19 protein-coding genes are annotated in these 14541 nt (G+C 40.0%); 7 read left to right on the top strand and 12 right to left on the bottom strand.

The genetic code is table 11. The annotated features are described in order from the left end of the window. The first annotated feature begins 57 nt into the window (after positions 1–57). Positions 58–801, top strand: a complete 744-nt coding sequence (locus tag AB3N04_RS12150) for an enoyl-CoA hydratase/isomerase family protein (RefSeq protein WP_368503040.1) — start codon at positions 58–60, stop codon at positions 799–801. A 131-nt stretch (positions 802–932) separates the two neighbouring features. Further along, entirely contained in the window at positions 933–1682 is a 750-nt protein-coding gene (hemQ, locus tag AB3N04_RS12145; RefSeq protein ID WP_368503039.1) for a hydrogen peroxide-dependent heme synthase, read from the top strand. Positions 1683–1755: 73 nt separating this feature from the next. Here hemQ and AB3N04_RS12140 read toward each other — a convergent pair whose 3' ends face one another. Next, a complete protein-coding gene (locus AB3N04_RS12140; protein WP_317121799.1) occupies positions 1756–2202 on the bottom strand; it encodes an Lrp/AsnC family transcriptional regulator in 447 nt (148 codons plus the stop codon). Positions 2203–2367: 165 nt separating this feature from the next. Here AB3N04_RS12140 and AB3N04_RS12135 point away from each other — a divergent pair, with 165 nt between their 5' ends. The 3 genes from AB3N04_RS12135 to gerQ all read left to right on the top strand — a co-directional run bounded on the left by AB3N04_RS12135 (position 2368) and on the right by gerQ (position 4256). Continuing rightward, positions 2368–3009: a YitT family protein gene (locus tag AB3N04_RS12135; protein ID WP_317121800.1), complete on the top strand. Its 642-nt coding sequence runs from the start codon at positions 2368–2370 to the stop codon at positions 3007–3009. 216 nt (positions 3010–3225) lie between these two features. After that, the gene (locus AB3N04_RS12130) at positions 3226–3657 is read left to right on the top strand and encodes a cell wall hydrolase (protein ID WP_368503038.1); all 432 of its coding nucleotides are present in this window, start codon (positions 3226–3228) and stop codon (positions 3655–3657) included. 92 nt (positions 3658–3749) lie between these two features. Then, a complete protein-coding gene (gene gerQ, locus AB3N04_RS12125) occupies positions 3750–4256 on the top strand; it encodes a spore coat protein GerQ (RefSeq protein WP_368503037.1) in 507 nt (168 codons plus the stop codon). 306 nt (positions 4257–4562) lie between these two features. Here gerQ and AB3N04_RS12120 read toward each other — a convergent pair whose 3' ends face one another. Then, complete coding sequence (locus AB3N04_RS12120; RefSeq protein ID WP_368503036.1) at positions 4563–4937, bottom strand: DUF423 domain-containing protein; 375 nt, start codon at positions 4935–4937, stop codon at positions 4563–4565. A 281-nt stretch (positions 4938–5218) separates the two neighbouring features. Between AB3N04_RS12120 and AB3N04_RS12115 the strand changes: the two genes are divergently transcribed. Further along, positions 5219–5836 (top strand): GNAT family N-acetyltransferase, encoded by a 618-nt coding sequence (locus AB3N04_RS12115; protein WP_368503035.1) that lies wholly within the window; start codon positions 5219–5221, stop codon positions 5834–5836. Here AB3N04_RS12115 and AB3N04_RS12110 read toward each other — a convergent pair whose 3' ends face one another. From AB3N04_RS12110 to AB3N04_RS12085, 6 genes are all read right to left on the bottom strand, one after another. Continuing rightward, a complete protein-coding gene (locus AB3N04_RS12110) occupies positions 5837–6349 on the bottom strand; it encodes a hypothetical protein (protein WP_368503034.1) in 513 nt (170 codons plus the stop codon). Between the two features lie 142 nt (positions 6350–6491). Then, entirely contained in the window at positions 6492–6785 is a 294-nt protein-coding gene (locus AB3N04_RS12105) for a YwdI family protein (RefSeq protein WP_368503033.1), read from the bottom strand. Positions 6786–6856: 71 nt separating this feature from the next. After that, positions 6857–7111 (bottom strand): MerR family transcriptional regulator, encoded by a 255-nt coding sequence (locus AB3N04_RS12100; RefSeq protein ID WP_368503032.1) that lies wholly within the window; start codon positions 7109–7111, stop codon positions 6857–6859. 46 nt (positions 7112–7157) lie between these two features. Beyond that, a complete protein-coding gene (locus tag AB3N04_RS12095; RefSeq protein WP_368503031.1) occupies positions 7158–7895 on the bottom strand; it encodes a 3'-5' exonuclease in 738 nt (245 codons plus the stop codon). Positions 7896–7900: 5 nt separating this feature from the next. Continuing rightward, on the bottom strand, positions 7901–8878 hold the full coding sequence (locus AB3N04_RS12090) for a DUF294 nucleotidyltransferase-like domain-containing protein (protein WP_368503030.1): 978 nt from the start codon (positions 8876–8878) through the stop codon (positions 7901–7903). Between the two features lies 1 nt (position 8879). Next, positions 8880–10148, bottom strand: a complete 1269-nt coding sequence (locus AB3N04_RS12085) for an ammonium transporter (protein WP_368503029.1) — start codon at positions 10146–10148, stop codon at positions 8880–8882. Between the two features lie 314 nt (positions 10149–10462). On the opposite strand from AB3N04_RS12085, the gene AB3N04_RS12080 reads away from it, so the two are divergent. Beyond that, positions 10463–11131, top strand: a complete 669-nt coding sequence (locus tag AB3N04_RS12080; RefSeq protein ID WP_368506037.1) for a spore coat protein — start codon at positions 10463–10465, stop codon at positions 11129–11131. A 26-nt stretch (positions 11132–11157) separates the two neighbouring features. Here AB3N04_RS12080 and AB3N04_RS12075 read toward each other — a convergent pair whose 3' ends face one another. The 4 genes from AB3N04_RS12075 to modA all read right to left on the bottom strand — a co-directional run bounded on the left by AB3N04_RS12075 (position 11158) and on the right by modA (position 14528). Beyond that, the gene (locus tag AB3N04_RS12075; RefSeq protein WP_368503028.1) at positions 11158–12201 is read right to left on the bottom strand and encodes an AbrB family transcriptional regulator; all 1044 of its coding nucleotides are present in this window, start codon (positions 12199–12201) and stop codon (positions 11158–11160) included. A 67-nt stretch (positions 12202–12268) separates the two neighbouring features. Then, positions 12269–13096 (bottom strand): aldo/keto reductase, encoded by an 828-nt coding sequence (locus AB3N04_RS12070; RefSeq protein WP_368503027.1) that lies wholly within the window; start codon positions 13094–13096, stop codon positions 12269–12271. A 17-nt stretch (positions 13097–13113) separates the two neighbouring features. Then, on the bottom strand, positions 13114–13770 hold the full coding sequence (gene modB / locus AB3N04_RS12065; protein WP_368503026.1) for a molybdate ABC transporter permease subunit: 657 nt from the start codon (positions 13768–13770) through the stop codon (positions 13114–13116). 2 nt (positions 13771–13772) lie between these two features. After that, the gene (gene modA / locus AB3N04_RS12060; RefSeq protein ID WP_368503025.1) at positions 13773–14528 is read right to left on the bottom strand and encodes a molybdate ABC transporter substrate-binding protein; all 756 of its coding nucleotides are present in this window, start codon (positions 14526–14528) and stop codon (positions 13773–13775) included. Between the last annotated feature and the right edge of the window lie 13 nt (positions 14529–14541).

The following is a 14541-nucleotide window of genomic DNA, read 5'->3' as shown; positions in this document are numbered from 1 at the left end:
GTCGAAATCAGACATGAAACTATTTTTTTAAGACGAATCTTTTAGGAGCGTGACACAATGAATGAAGAAGTCGTTTTATATGAAGTTAGAGATCAAGTGGCGACTATCACCCTTAATCGCCCACAAGTTAAAAATGCGTTAAATGAGGAAATGCACACAGCATTATATCGTGCATTTGACGAAGCCAACCGAAATGAGGATGTCAGAGTCATTGTACTTGAAGGAAGTAATGGGGCATTTAGTGCCGGAGCTGACTTAAAAAGTATAGCAACGGAAGATGTAGGCGAGCTTGATTACGGGAAGTATTTACGTGAGACCTACAATAAGCTTGTTCTCCAGCTCATGAATATTGAAAAACCGATTATTGCTCATATTAATGGAATTGCAGTAGGAGCAGGTTTAAGCATTGCCCTTGCTTGTGACTTCCGCGTTGCTGCACGTGAAGCTAAGCTAGGACTCGGCTTTATGAAGATTGGCTTAGTACCGGATGCAGGTGCTTCTTATTTCTTACCTAGGCTTGTCGGCTTAGGAAAAGCAACTGAGCTTGCGCTAGGTGAAATCATTTCAGCAGAAGAAGCTGAGCGAATTAACCTCATTAATCAAGTTGGGAGCCCTGAACCTTTAATCGCACATTTGAAAACGGTTTCCCCATCAGCTTTTGGTTTAATGAAGAAAAACTTCCGTATAGGATTCGACAAAACGCTCGCAGAAGTGCTTGAATTAGAAGTTGAAACACAAAGGGTAGCCGGTGCTACAAAAGAACATAAGTATGCAGTCGCACAGTTTGTGAACAGAGCATGACATTTCACACCCCGGACGTATCGGCTGGGGTGTTTGTTATTTTTGGAACCGCTTCTTTTATGGTATAGTAACGAGTGATAAGAATTAATGAAGATTTTTTCGTATATATATGATAAAGGAGTGTTTACCCAATGAATGAAGCAGCTAAAACACTAGACGGCTGGTATTGTTTACACGATTTCCGCACAATTAACTGGCCAGCTTGGAAAACATTATCAACTGAGGAACGTCAACAAATCGTTAATGAATTTGTGACGATGCTTGAGAAGTGGGACGTTACTGAAAAAGCAGGCAACGGAAGTCATGCGATTTATTCAGTTGTTGGCCAAAAAGCAGACATCATGTTCATGCTTCTTCGTCCAACGATGGAAGAGTTAAATGAAATTGAAAATGCATTTAACAAAACACGCTTTGCTGAATATACGATTCCAACCTATTCGTATGTATCGGTTGTGGAATTAAGTAACTATATGGCTGGAGATAGTGATGAGGATCCATATCAGAACCCTCATGTACGTTCTAGACTTTACCCAGAGCTTCCTAAAGCAAACCATATCTGTTTCTACCCAATGGACAAGCGTCGCGATGGCGATGATAACTGGTACATGCTACCAATGGATTCTCGTCGTGAACTGATGCGCAGCCACGGTATGATTGGTCGTAGTTATGCAGGTAAAGTGAAGCAAGTGATCACTGGTTCTGTTGGATTTGATGATTGGGAGTGGGGCGTCACATTATTTGCTGATGATGTTCTTCAATTTAAGAAACTTGTTTATGAGATGCGTTTTGACGAAGTGTCTGCTCGCTTCGGTGAGTTTGGTTCATTCTATGTCGGCAACATTTTAACAGAAGAAAACCTACCAAGCTTCTTCCATATTTAATTGACTCAAGTACTAGGGCTCTCAGGGCTCTAGTACTTTTTTATTTACAAACTTCGAGTACATTTTTTGAAATTCATCCCTCTTCTTTGATCGGAAGAATCGCTCGATAGGCCACTGGTGAACCAATAACGGTTGAGGTATTAATATTTCCATAGGGAATAAGGGTATCAATTAAAAGCCTCATACTGTTCATCGACGGCACGGCTGCTTTTAGAAAATAGCTAACCTCCCCTGTTACTCGGTGACATTCAATGATTTTCTCTTCTTTTTTTACCATCTCTTCAAACTCCTGCAACGGAACCTTTAATCCACTTACTAAAATGATTAATAAAATCTCCCTCCCGACTGCAGCTAATGAAATACGCGCTGTGTACTCTTCAATTATTCCTCTTTCATGAAGCCGTTGAAGACGTTCTGATACACTCGGCCGACTTAAAGCCAATTCCTTTGATAATTCACTTATTGTAATGCGCGCATTTTCTTGTACTAATTCTAACAACTTACTATCGATCTTATCCACGCCACCCCATCCTTTCATTTTGACAATAAGACAACCTTATTCTATTCAAATTGAAGTTAATACAGTTATTTTTCCTTCATTATACTATGCAAAAACATTCAATCAACTATTAAAATAAAGGTAGGATAATTGTGCGGAATCTATTTACAAAGAGGTGGAATGAATATGAAAAAATGGCTAATGATTTTACTCGCTATTGTAATTACAAGCTTTGGAGTTATTCTTTTAAAACATGCCAATATTGTTACAGGAGGTACGGCAGGCCTTTCTCTAAGTATTGCTTATTTTTTTAGTCTTCCTTTTGGAGTTACGTTCTTTTTAATTAATATCCCATTCTATATCTTTTCGATGATGAGAATGGGTTGGAACTTTACGTTTACAACGATCATTTCGGTAAGTTTATTATCTCTTGTAACAGGAATTGATTACTTCTTACCCGCTTTCTCCGTATCAGTTTGGGTGGGAGCAATCGTTGGTGGATTTATCATTGGGGTAGGTCTATCCTTATTGTTCATGAATGGCTCTTCCCTTGGGGGAGCAAATATTCTTGCCCTATTTCTTCAAAAGCGTTGGAATATTGATCCGGGTAAAACGACATTTGCGTTTGACTTTATCGTTGTGATGACAGGATTTTATACGGTTGGACTCGTTCGTGGTCTTGCTTCGATTCTCTCAATCGCTGTTATTGCTAGGGTAATCAGTTATTTTAAAAATGAAATTGCTAAGCGCGGTACAGACGCAGCTGCTAAAGAAAAAGAAAAGAATTTAAAAGCACCCACTAAACAGCATATTCCCGTTGCTGAATAAAAAAATATCGCTAAAACACATTGAGATTCAGCTCGATGTGTTTTTTGTTTTCCGTGATTTTCTGCATAAGCATTACTAGCCTCTCATATAGTCAAGTAACGGTAATGCTTTCGCCACTCGTCGTGTTCTCTACATACTTAGAGGCACAACTTAGGACTCCTCGAAGTGAGAACTCACAGCAAGGACATTACATCAACTTTGAATGGAGGTGGAGAAATGGCAGTAATTAAAGCGTCTTCAAGTGATATCGACATGCTCGCTCGGCTGATGCGTGCAGAGGCCGAAGGTGAAGGCGAGACCGGTATGATGGCGGCAGGAAATGTCATGGTAAACAGGGTGCGTGTAGGGTGTCTTGATTTTCCAAACATCACATCTGTCCCCCAAATGGCTTTCCAATCACCTGGAGGATTTGAAGCGGTTCAAAAAAGCTATTTCTATCAACATGCGAGAGAACGGGATAAGCGACTAGCCAGACGTGCTGTAGCTGGAGAACGCACACACCCTGCTGAATTTGCATTGTGGTTCTTCAGACCAGACGGAGCATGTCCGGCCCAGTGGTGGGGACAATGGAACTCGGGACGCTATAAAGCTCATTGCTTCTATACACCGCTCGCATCCGAATGCCCAGAAGTCTATAGCACTTACTAGAAAAGCTGAAGCTAGACAGGAAGAAAAGCGGAGGGGTTCGGTTAGGTATATTTTAAAACTGAATGATTCACTAGAAAAAGGGGCGATGAATAGTGTATCAACAATGGAATCAGCAATTCCCACCACAGCAATCAGAAAATCAAGGATACGGTAAGCAGCAAACCTTTAATCAAGCACAACAGACTCAAATGCAACAACCACAACCGCAACAAATGATGCAGCAACCACAAGGACAATTTTTCTCCGCACAGAGTTACCAAGTACCAGGTTTCGTACAGCAGCAATTCGGTGGTGAAGGAATGTTACCGCTTGAGCAGTCATTTATTGAAAACATCCTTCGTTTAAACCGTGGCAAGATCGGAACGTTTTATTTCACCTATGAAAACAATGCTGAATGGAATGCTAAAATCTTTATAGGACGGGTAGAGGAAGCAGGTCGAGATCATATAATCATAAGTGATCCCGAAACCGGGATGTACTATTTACTTCTAATGGTTAACCTTGACTATGTAACATTTGACGAGCCGATTGAATATGAGTATCCGTTTAACAGCGGGTCTGCTGCTCAACTAGCACAATATTCTCCAAGACCGGAATAGTATTAAAGCCTCCTACTTTTACAGGAGGCTTGTTTGTATATTATGCACTAAAAAAAGGCTGGGACAAAAGCATTTTAACTTATGGAAAATCGAACATTACTGATGCGGTCTATGTATACCGCCCCTGAAATAAACTTCGCTTTCCGCGGGAAGCTCGTGAGCCTCCTCGTGCTACGCACTATGGGGTCTCACCTCTGCTTTTCATCCCCGCAGGAGGTCTACGTATATTTCATCCGCTCATTTAGCGCTTCGTTCGTATCCTGAGTTAAACCTCTTAGATATGTCCTAGCCTTTTCTTTTCTTTTATTATAAACCTCTAACCACAGCTAACCCAAGCAGTACCCAACCAACGATAAATGCCAGCCCGCCAATTGGAGTAATTGCTCCAAGTTTTGTTACACCGGTTAATGCCATCGCATATAAACTTCCAGAAAAAAGAATGATTCCAATTAAAAAGCTCCATCCTGCTCCATTCAACATGCTTGAAGATGTTAATTTTAAAGCTACTAACCCTACAATAATAAGGCCAATCCCATGAATCATATGATATTGAACGCCAGTCTGATAATTTTTCATCATCCGTTCAGATAAACGAGGCTCTAACCCATGCGCACCAAAAGCACCAATTGCAACAGACAATGCCATGACAATACTTCCCATTAAAATAAATAATTTAGCCATATTTCCACTCCTAGACCAATATGTAATCATAAACTAAGAATAGCACAGTGTTTCCATCTAGACAAAATTGCTAAATACTTATAGAAGACCGACCTTGTTGCAGGATCCATCCTTTGTACTAGTTACCTCTAACTCTATCGCCTTATGATAAGTCCTTTTATGTTAAAGGGTTTTTCAATTGTCCTAGAATTAAATAAAACGTCATTTTAGGAGTTGTTCTCCGTGAAACATTTTTAAAATTTAGATAAACTAACAGTAATAACAATTTGAGGAGGGGAACAATGAGCAACTTAATTATTCGTCCTTATACACTTGATGATTACGGAGGGTTACTTGGTGTACAAAAAGAAGCCTTTCCCCCACCATTTCCTGAAGAACTATGGTGGAGCAGAGAACATATCCGATCTCACGTTGAGACGTTCCCCGAAGGGTGCCTGTTAGCTGAAATAGATGGCATCATTGTTGGGTCCGCAACATCCTTAATAATTCAATATACAGGTGAGGACCATACTTGGGAAGAAGTCAGTGATCATGGTTACATCAAAGGGAGTCACCAAGAACACGGAGATAGTTTATATGGAATCGATGTGTGCGTCAGACCTAGTTACCGAGGGCAAGGAATTGCAGGCGCATTATATGAAGCTAGAAAAGAAACTGTCAAAGAGCTTGGGTTAGCACGCTTTTTAGCAGGATGCCGAATTCCGAATTACCATCAATACGCCAACGACCTTGACGTATCCACTTATATTCAGAAAGTTAATAACGGAGAGATCGATGATTTAGTTCTATCTTTCATGATCAAGCAAGGACTTTCCCCCATACAACCACTACCCAATTACTTAGAAGACAAGGAGTCTCTTGATTATGCGGTTTTAGTAGAGTGGAAATTAAAAAATTGATCATAAACTAGGAAAAACAAAAAATGTACCTATGAATACAAGAAACGTCCATATAAGTGACCAATGAATAGAGCTTTCGACATTCCGAGTCTGAAAACGCCTTTTATGTATGAGTGAAAAAACAAATAAGAAGGTAACAAATAAAAAAAACACACCTAGTATATAAAGTAAAAATCGGTATTGCACAACCCAGTTAAATAAAGGACCCATTGTTGCCATCAAAATAAAAATACTAGCTGCAATAAGTGCATTTAATAAGGTGAGCTGAGGCATTTTCAACCATGTTCTATGGCGAAACAACGCTCGATTCTTCTTGGCCTCAAACAAAAACAATAAATAAAGTCCAAGTAAGATGATGGTATACACAAGTAAGGTAGAAAAACCTGTGTTCACAGCTCCTCCTTCTGCTGTTGGCGGTTGAAATGTGTGTGTGCTCACCATTCTCTCTAGCATAAACATAAACAAGATCATATTTGCGACGATCAGAACTTGAAAGGTAGACCATTTAGCCATTTGCCATCTCGACCCCTTTCTATTTATAAGGCTTATACTACTTAGACGTATAAGCCTATCGTTTGGTTTCACAATTTTCCAATCTTATGTCTATTTTTCTTATATAAAAACAACCTGCCCCGTAGACTAGGAGCAGGTTCACTTAGAAATCAAGTAAATTGGGTTCTTTTACTGGAGCTGGTTCATTTTCTACAGGGGTAGAAGAAACGATATGCGTTTGCTTGGGGGCAGTTTGTGCCATCATCTGATTAGGGTAAACTGGACGAGCAGGCTCACTCACTCTAGATTTTGTTCCACTCTTTAATAATTGGCAATGAGATTCTATTACTGCTGTATATTCACGAATTGTAGCTTGATCACCTTGTTCAATCGCTTGTCTTAAGCGGCTAAGTTGCTGTTCCATTTGATCGATAATCATCGTCCCGGAAATATTCATATCTAACACCTCTCTTTTCTCACCCCCATATTATCATATTCACAGCATAAAAAGACAACCAACATGCCGGCTCATGAATCCCGCACATTGGTTGCCAATATTGTTTTAATCCCTGCGACATTTATCCCTCGCTCAATATAAGACTTTATTAAACGAAATCGTTCAATATCTTCTAAAGAAAACATGCGTTGATTTCCATCATTCCGAGCTGGTTTAATCAATCCTTGTTCTTCGTAGTAACGAATTTGTCTTGCCGTTAAATTCGTCATCTCCATTACGACACGAATTGGAAAGCAGGCTTGTTTTTTAGAAACAGTCGGATCCACTCCCTCCCCTCCTTCTCTAATGTCTAGGATTCCACTCTTCCCTCCATCATTTTTTTAATGAAGCTAAATAAATATAAATATCTCTCAGTGTAGAAAATCCTTTTTCCTGCGCCAACATCAAGCACTCCTGCCAAAGCTTTGCGGTCATTTCGGCATCATGCAAGGCATGATGCCTAGTCGTAATTGGGATATTGTAATATGCACAGCATTCATCAAGGGTCACAAGTGGCTCATCACTAGCTACAACTCTCGTTAAAAAGGTTGTATCAATGATCCTGTGAGCAAATGGCATTCTCATTAACTTCCAGGTCATATGAGACATAAAGCGTTTTTCATGTGTGGCATGATGAGCAACAAGAGTACCACCGCCAACAAAATCGTAAAAATCGTGTAATACATCTATTAAGGGCTTTGAAGAGGCTAATTCCTCGAGTGTAAGGCCCGTTAATGACAATACATCACCTGAGGGTGCCTTTTTGCATTGAACAGTAGAATAGAAGACCTTCTCTTCTAAAATGTCTATTCCATTCATTTTAATTGCACCAATAGAAAGTATCTCATCTCCTTTATCAGGAAAAAAGCCACTTGTTTCTAAGTCAAATACGATGAATGGTACGGATTGAAGGGGTTGATCAAGCGCATCATCATTTTTTAGTTCTCGCTGAATATGCCTTAACCTCGCAAGCCCCTCTGCCTCGGATTGCTGCATCGTCGATGAATACATGCTTGGACTTAATTTCGTTGATAACTGTTTAACAAACTGCACCATATGGTTCATTACCATTAGGATCAACCCTTCATTAATGCATTTTCAATATAATGATAAAGCTCATGACCTTCACGAACCCATTCTTTTAACCGATTCTTCTCTGCAGAAGATAGTCGGTCAATGTCTATAAAGTGAATACCTTCATACTCATTATGACCATATTGAAAGCGGAGACGATGTGTGAGTAACTCTTGAAACGAAAGCTGATGGCCTTTTACGTGACCATAAGCTGCAGGTAATTTTTTCATGCGCTCAAGAGTGGAAGAAGCCATTATTCCCTCTTTTAATGCGAGTAGTCGCAGGCCGTTTACATATGGAAAAAGAACCGTCTGTTTCAAATCAAATTTACCTTGATGAAGCCCCTTTGATTCTGTTAAAAATTGTCCAAAAAAACCAATCCCTTTTTTAACTCTACCCGTATTTTCAGTTAGACGTTTTATCAGTTTAGGATTTATTTTCAAATGTTTATGAATCATTTGTTTGATTTCCTCTACATAAGACTCTTCTCCTATGAAAATTCTTGCGTCAGCTACCGTTAAAATATAACGAAGTGACTCCCACGTATCTTCTTCGATCCATTGATCAATCTGAAGTTGCCAAGCTTTTCTTGACTTACACCAACGGCTAGAAGAAGCCATCACCTTCCCGTCACACTCTGCATACCCAGCGTCTTCAAGTGCACTTGATATTTCACTTCCTAATTTAAGGAAATACTCCTCATATTCAAGATGATCTTCCTCATATAGAATCGCGTGATCTTGGTCGCTAAAGTATGATTGTTCACATCGACCAGCACTACCCATTACAAAGAAAGCAAAGTGAGTAGGAGGACTCCCCCACTCACTTTCTATCTTTCTCAACGCTTTATTTACAGCATATTCCATTCGCTTATCGTGAATTTCTTGCAGTTTACTTGGCCTTTGTTCCTTTAAACCCATCTCACGTAACTCTGCTTCACTTTCTTCAAATGGCACATCTTGTTCTTTTGGTGTCAACATCTTAAGCTCCTGGCTTTTCGTGTTTTTCTGGCATGCTTTCAGGATATCCGTAGCTACCATGCTCACTTAGATCTAGGCCAAGAATTTCTTCTTCTTCTGATACTCGTAGTCCACCTACAATTGCTTTTGTAACAAGAAGTAATACATAAGATGCGATGAATGCAAAAGCACCACATGCGATAACACTTAATGTTTGAACGCCTAATTGCGCGAATCCACCACCATAAAACAAACCAGCGCTTCCGCCATTTAATTCAGCAAGTTGAGGTGTTGCGAAAAACCCTGTAGAAATCGTACCCCATACACCAGCTACACCATGTACAGATAAGGCAAAGATCGGATCGTCAATTTTCGCTTTATCGAATAATTTCATACTGAAGAATACGATTAATCCACCAATGATACCAATAATAACCGCGGCCCAAGGTGCTACAAACGCACATGAAGCAGTAATCGCAACTAGACCTGCTAGAGCACCATTTAACATTGTTGGAACATCAGATTTCCCAAGCATTGCCCAGGCAATAAATAGAGCTGCGACTGCACCGGCTGCTGCAGCAAGCTGTGTGTTCAATGCTACGTATCCAAAGAATACTCCCTCTACACCTAACGTACTCCCTGCGTTAAAACCAAACCAACCTACCCATAAAATTAAAACCCCTAATGCTGTATACACTTGATTGTGACCAGCAAGATCATTTACAGAACCGTCTTTATTGAATTTCCCAAGACGAGGTTTCAATAAAATCGTCGCTGCTAATGCTGCCATTGCACCGGTTAAATGAACTACTGTCGAACCAGCAAAGTCTTGCTTCCCTAATTCAGCTAACCAACCATCACCCCAAATCCAATGTGCAACGATCGGATAGACAAAGGCTGAGAATAAAACAGCAAAGACGATATAAGCTGATAATTTCGCACGTTCAGCAAAGCCACCAAACGCAATGGTTAAAGCAATGGCTGCAAATGCTAATTGGAAAAAGAAATCAACTGAACCCGCTAAGCCATCGAACATCGTTGTAAAATCACCGAAGAAGAAATCACTTAATCCAATAAATAAGTTCCCCTCACCGTAAATAAATCCGTAACCAACAGCCCAGAAGACAAGTGAGGCAATCCCGATTGTAAAGACTGTCTTCCCTGCGATGTGACCTGCATTCTTCATTCTTGTTGAACCTGCTTCAAGTAAAATAAATCCACCTTGCATCAACAAAACTAATACTGCACAAACCATAACCCATAAGTTATTCATCAAAAATAGTTCATCCATCGTACTGACTCCCCCTTTTGGTATTGTTTATTTACAAGTAATGATGTCTTGAGTGCTCTGCTGACGTTTTTCGTCATGTAAGCTAACATCTGTTGTTAAGTCCTATTATACGTTCCGAATTTTCAGAATCTACTGTCTTGTTAGATATCCTGACATGGTTTTTAAAAAAGAAAAACCATTGAAAACGCTTACTATTATGGGGTTATAGGGTCAACTAGCTAAAAGTGGCAGGATGAAAAAAACGAATGGGGAGAGAGTAACAAAAGGGGATTTTTCGTCCTCTAATGATTTTGGGAGGTCATAAGATGAATCAAATGAATCAACAACAACCAACAGGAACAATCCAATCCAACCAGTTACCACAAACTATGAGCCATGGTGGGCATGAGGTATTTGATGCGCATGAAATTCTGGCTGGAATGATCAATGTGATGGACCAATATATGATGTTCCGTTCATTTATGAAAGATCAAGAATTAATTGATATCCTCGATCGTCAGTATCAATTTCTAGAGAGTCAATACAATTTAGCTGTAGACGCTTTTTCTACTGGTTCTAAGCCAGCAGCTGAATCAACCGATGTTTACAAGATGACACAAAGCAACGATGTCGTATTTGGTCTCACACCATCACAACCTAAAAAGCCAAATCGATCGATTTCAGAAGTTAAAGAAGCCGGCTTATCCGCTCACATGTTAGGTCTGCTTAAAACAACTTCCTCTACAATGGCAATGACAGCCGTTGAAATGACAAATCCTGTATTGCGCAGAATTATGGCTGATACTGTTCCTAACATGATTGAGATGGCTTATGAAGTATTTTTATACCAAAACAAGCATGGTTACTATCAAGTACCTCAATTAAAACAACAGGATATGCAAATGATGACCCAGGCTTTTGCACAAACGACAACACCACCGCAAATGCCCAATGCAACTATGACTCCAAACCCAACTCAACCTAATCAACAAATTACTCAATAAACAAAGAGACCCACCGCGATTAAAAATCACGGTGGGTTTTCGGCATATTGTTTAACAGCAAACCATTTTATTAAAAACGGGAGGGCAAGAAATAAGGCTAGAACCCTTAACATCTGAAGTGTAGCCACCATGGTTGGCTCTATCGCTAAAGCGGTGGCAGTTGAAGCCATTTCAGCTGCGCCTGCAGGTACAATGCTTAACAGGCTGGTTGAATAATGAATGGGTGTTAGCAAAAAGAATATTGTTGCTAATCCAAAGCTCATCAAAAAGTACAAGCTAAGAGTAGTCGCACTAATACGCCCTACACGTTTAATCTCATGAAACGTTTCTTTATCAAAGCGCATACCAATAATCGCCCCCATCAATGCTTGAGCCAGCCCTGTTACAAAAAAAGGCATATCTGATGATGGAAGAACCCATTGATGAGCAATAAACCCTAAAGCAATGGCAAAAAACAAAGCAGAACCAGGAAATTTTACTTTGGTACCTAACCAAAGGGTTAAAAAAACGATGACCACTAATGCACTAATCGCTAACCCTCCGCCAATTAAGGAAACATTAGTTGAAGTGAAAACTGGATTTACCACTGGATGGCTTAGCCCTACAATAAAAGGTATAAAGAGCACAAATAACGTAATCCTCGTTGTATGAAAGGCTGCTACAAGACGCTGATCAGCTCCGTAATCTTTGCTAAGCGCGATCACTTCAGACGCACCCCCTGGCAAACAACAGAAAAAGGCCGTATTAGGGTGAAGTCCTGAATATCTAAGAAGAAATCGCCCTAATAAGACCCCTCCAATAATCGTTAATACAAGAGTAATCAAAAAAGGACCAACCAACATATGATAAGTGAGAAATTGCTCAGGTACGACCATATATCCAATGTTCCCTCCGATAATCGCTAAAGAAATCTTAAATAATTGGTCAGAGAAGATAATCTTCTTAACATAAAAAGCACAGATAATGCCAGTTAATAATGAGCCTAGTAACCACCCTGCCGGAACGTTCAACGAGGCGAATATCGCTCCAACGATTGTTGCAACAAAGAGAAAGAGTGTCTTTTGCAACATATGGCCCCCTTTCCTAGTCATAAAGCTAAAAGCCTTCACGATAGAGAGCGGAAGGCTTTTAAACAAATTATAATTCAAATGTGTCTGGGTCCGGACCGTACCGCTTATCTTGATTTAACTGGTCGAGTTGTCGAATTTCATCTACCGATAACTCAAAATCAAAGATTAAGCTATTTTCGACGATTCTTTGTGGCGTAACTGATTTTGGGATCGTGACCACTTGATGCTCGATATTCCAACGTAGAAGAACTTGAGCAGGAGTCTTCCCATGGGCTTCAGCAATTTGCTTCACCGTTAAATTCGTAAAAATATCTCCTTTAGTTAATGGACGCCATGCCTCAACTTGGATCTTATTTTCTCTACAATAAGCACGGACTTTATCTTGAGTAAGATACGGATGGAACTCAATTTGATTAACCATTGGTTTAATCTCAGCCGTTTCCATTAACTCTTCTAAATGGGAAACATTAAAATTACTCACACCAATGGCACGCACTTTTCCCGCTTTATACAATGTCTCAAGTGCCCGCCATGTCTCCTTGAACTTATCTGCCACTGGCCAATGAACAAGGTATAAGTCAAGCACATCGAGACCTAGCTTACTCATGCTTTTATCAAATGCGGCAAGAGTCTCCTCATACCCTTGATCATCATTCCACACTTTTGTTGTTACAAAAATCTCTTCTCTTGGCACATTGCTTTCCTTAATCGCTTTGCCAACGCCTTCTTCATTAAAATAAAACGAGGCTGTATCAATGCTTCTATATCCTGCCTCAAGTGCACTATGAATTGCTTTTTCTACCTCTGTACCGTCTTCAGCTTTGTAGACTCCTAGTCCAAGCCAAGGCATTTTCACTCCATTTGCAAGGGTAGTATAGGCTGTTTTCACATTCATACAATCAACTCCTATAATTATGATTTGTACCATCTAGACAAGAGAATTAAAAAGATAATCGTTGTTGCACTCAAGGCGAGCACCATTAAATGAGCATCCATCATTCGGTTGGCTTGAACAGCATCATAAATCGCAATCGATAAAGTCTGTGTTTTGCCTGGGATGTTACCCGCTACCATAATGGTGGCGCCAAATTCACCCATTGCTCGTGCAAAACCTAATACGAGGCCTGCGAGTATTCCTTTGTAAGCGAGAGGAACAATAATCAATTTTAGCAACTGCCAATGTCCAGCTCCATCTAGTTTTGCGGCATCCAATATTCCCTCATCAATTGATTCAAATGATGCTTGAATCGGTCTAATTAAAAGGGGTAAAGCCGCAATAGCAGCTGCAATGACAGCGGCCTTCCAGGTGAAAATAATCGGCTGTCCAGTTAGGCTCTCGACCCATTGACCGAGTGTACTATTGCGCCCTAAAAGGATAAGCAAATAATAGCCTAATACAGTCGGCGGGACGATTAATGGAATGGTCACTAGTATCGAGAGCAATTGAGTGAGTTTAGACTTATAGAAAGCAAACCACCAAGCAAGAAGAACGCCCACTACAAAAGCAAACCCCGTAGCCACTACAGATATTCTAAGTGATAAAAGTAAAGGTGTAAGTATCGTATCCATTATTACGGCGCTTCGAATCCATATTCACTAAGGATTTCTCTTCCTTTTTTACTCACCATATATTCTGCAAATTGTTGACTAAGCTCAAGATTTTCAGATGTACTAGGGATACCTAAAGCTTGGACAATTTGATTATGCGTTTTCTCATCAATTAGATCATAGCGTAGTTCACTTTCATTCATTAAAGCAAGAGCAATGATTCCTGCATCTGCATTTCCAGATTCAACATATTGATACGCTTGTCTAATATTCTCAGCGTATACTAATTTATCTTGAAGTTCTTCCCATAACCCCCATGATTCCAACGTTTCCTTAGCTGCTTTTCCATAAGGCGCATGCTCAGGATTCGCGATTGCGATCGTTTGTATATCAGGATCTGTAAGGCTCTGCTCACCTTCTAATTGAGTATCTCCCTCTGAATAAACCAATACATTGCGACCAATTGCATAGACTTGCTTGGAGTCTAAAACAATTGCACCGCTCTCATTTAATTGATCAATATACGATTCATGTGCCGCTGCAAATAAATCAAAGGGTGCCCCTTCTAGGATTTGTTGTGTCAACAATCCGGTAGAACCAAACGTAAATACAACATCAACATTTGTTTCCTTAGCAAATTCTTCCCCTATTTCTGTTAAAGCATGATACAGATCAGAAGCAGCCGCCACATAAATAGTTTTAGTTGCTTCCTCTTCATTCGCGCACCCAATTATACTAAATAATGCCAGGAAGATCATTACAGTTAAACTCTTATTCATAATCGAACCCTTT

The sequence above is a fragment of the Alkalihalophilus sp. As8PL genome (assembly GCF_040939795.1).
Lineage (GTDB): Bacteria > Bacillota > Bacilli > Bacillales > Bacillaceae_D > Alkalihalophilus > Alkalihalophilus lindianensis.
This window is presented reverse-complemented; position numbering and strand designations above follow the sequence as displayed.

Bases quoted from the DNA above. Each gene is read 5' to 3' on its own strand.
- AB3N04_RS12150 (WP_368503040.1), top strand. From the start codon at position 58: ATGAATGAAGAAGTCGTTTTATATGAAGTTAGAGATCAAGTGGCGACT.
- hemQ (WP_368503039.1), top strand. From the start codon at position 933: ATGAATGAAGCAGCTAAAACACTAGACGGCTGGTATTGTTTACACGAT.
- AB3N04_RS12135 (WP_317121800.1), top strand. From the start codon at position 2,368: ATGAAAAAATGGCTAATGATTTTACTCGCTATTGTAATTACAAGCTTT.
- AB3N04_RS12130 (WP_368503038.1), top strand. From the start codon at position 3,226: ATGGCAGTAATTAAAGCGTCTTCAAGTGATATCGACATGCTCGCTCGG.
- AB3N04_RS12120 (WP_368503036.1), bottom strand. From the start codon at position 4,937: ATGGCTAAATTATTTATTTTAATGGGAAGTATTGTCATGGCATTGTCT.
- AB3N04_RS12115 (WP_368503035.1), top strand. From the start codon at position 5,219: ATGAGCAACTTAATTATTCGTCCTTATACACTTGATGATTACGGAGGG.
- AB3N04_RS12110 (WP_368503034.1), bottom strand. From the start codon at position 6,349: ATGGCTAAATGGTCTACCTTTCAAGTTCTGATCGTCGCAAATATGATC.
- AB3N04_RS12105 (WP_368503033.1), bottom strand. From the start codon at position 6,785: ATGAATATTTCCGGGACGATGATTATCGATCAAATGGAACAGCAACTT.
- AB3N04_RS12095 (WP_368503031.1), bottom strand. From the start codon at position 7,895: ATGGTAATGAACCATATGGTGCAGTTTGTTAAACAGTTATCAACGAAA.
- AB3N04_RS12090 (WP_368503030.1), bottom strand. From the start codon at position 8,878: ATGTTGACACCAAAAGAACAAGATGTGCCATTTGAAGAAAGTGAAGCA.
- AB3N04_RS12085 (WP_368503029.1), bottom strand. From the start codon at position 10,148: ATGGATGAACTATTTTTGATGAATAACTTATGGGTTATGGTTTGTGCA.
- AB3N04_RS12080 (WP_368506037.1), top strand. From the start codon at position 10,463: ATGAATCAACAACAACCAACAGGAACAATCCAATCCAACCAGTTACCA.
- AB3N04_RS12075 (WP_368503028.1), bottom strand. From the start codon at position 12,201: ATGTTGCAAAAGACACTCTTTCTCTTTGTTGCAACAATCGTTGGAGCG.
- AB3N04_RS12070 (WP_368503027.1), bottom strand. From the start codon at position 13,096: ATGAATGTGAAAACAGCCTATACTACCCTTGCAAATGGAGTGAAAATG.
- modB (WP_368503026.1), bottom strand. From the start codon at position 13,770: ATGGATACGATACTTACACCTTTACTTTTATCACTTAGAATATCTGTA.
- modA (WP_368503025.1), bottom strand. From the start codon at position 14,528: ATGAATAAGAGTTTAACTGTAATGATCTTCCTGGCATTATTTAGTATA.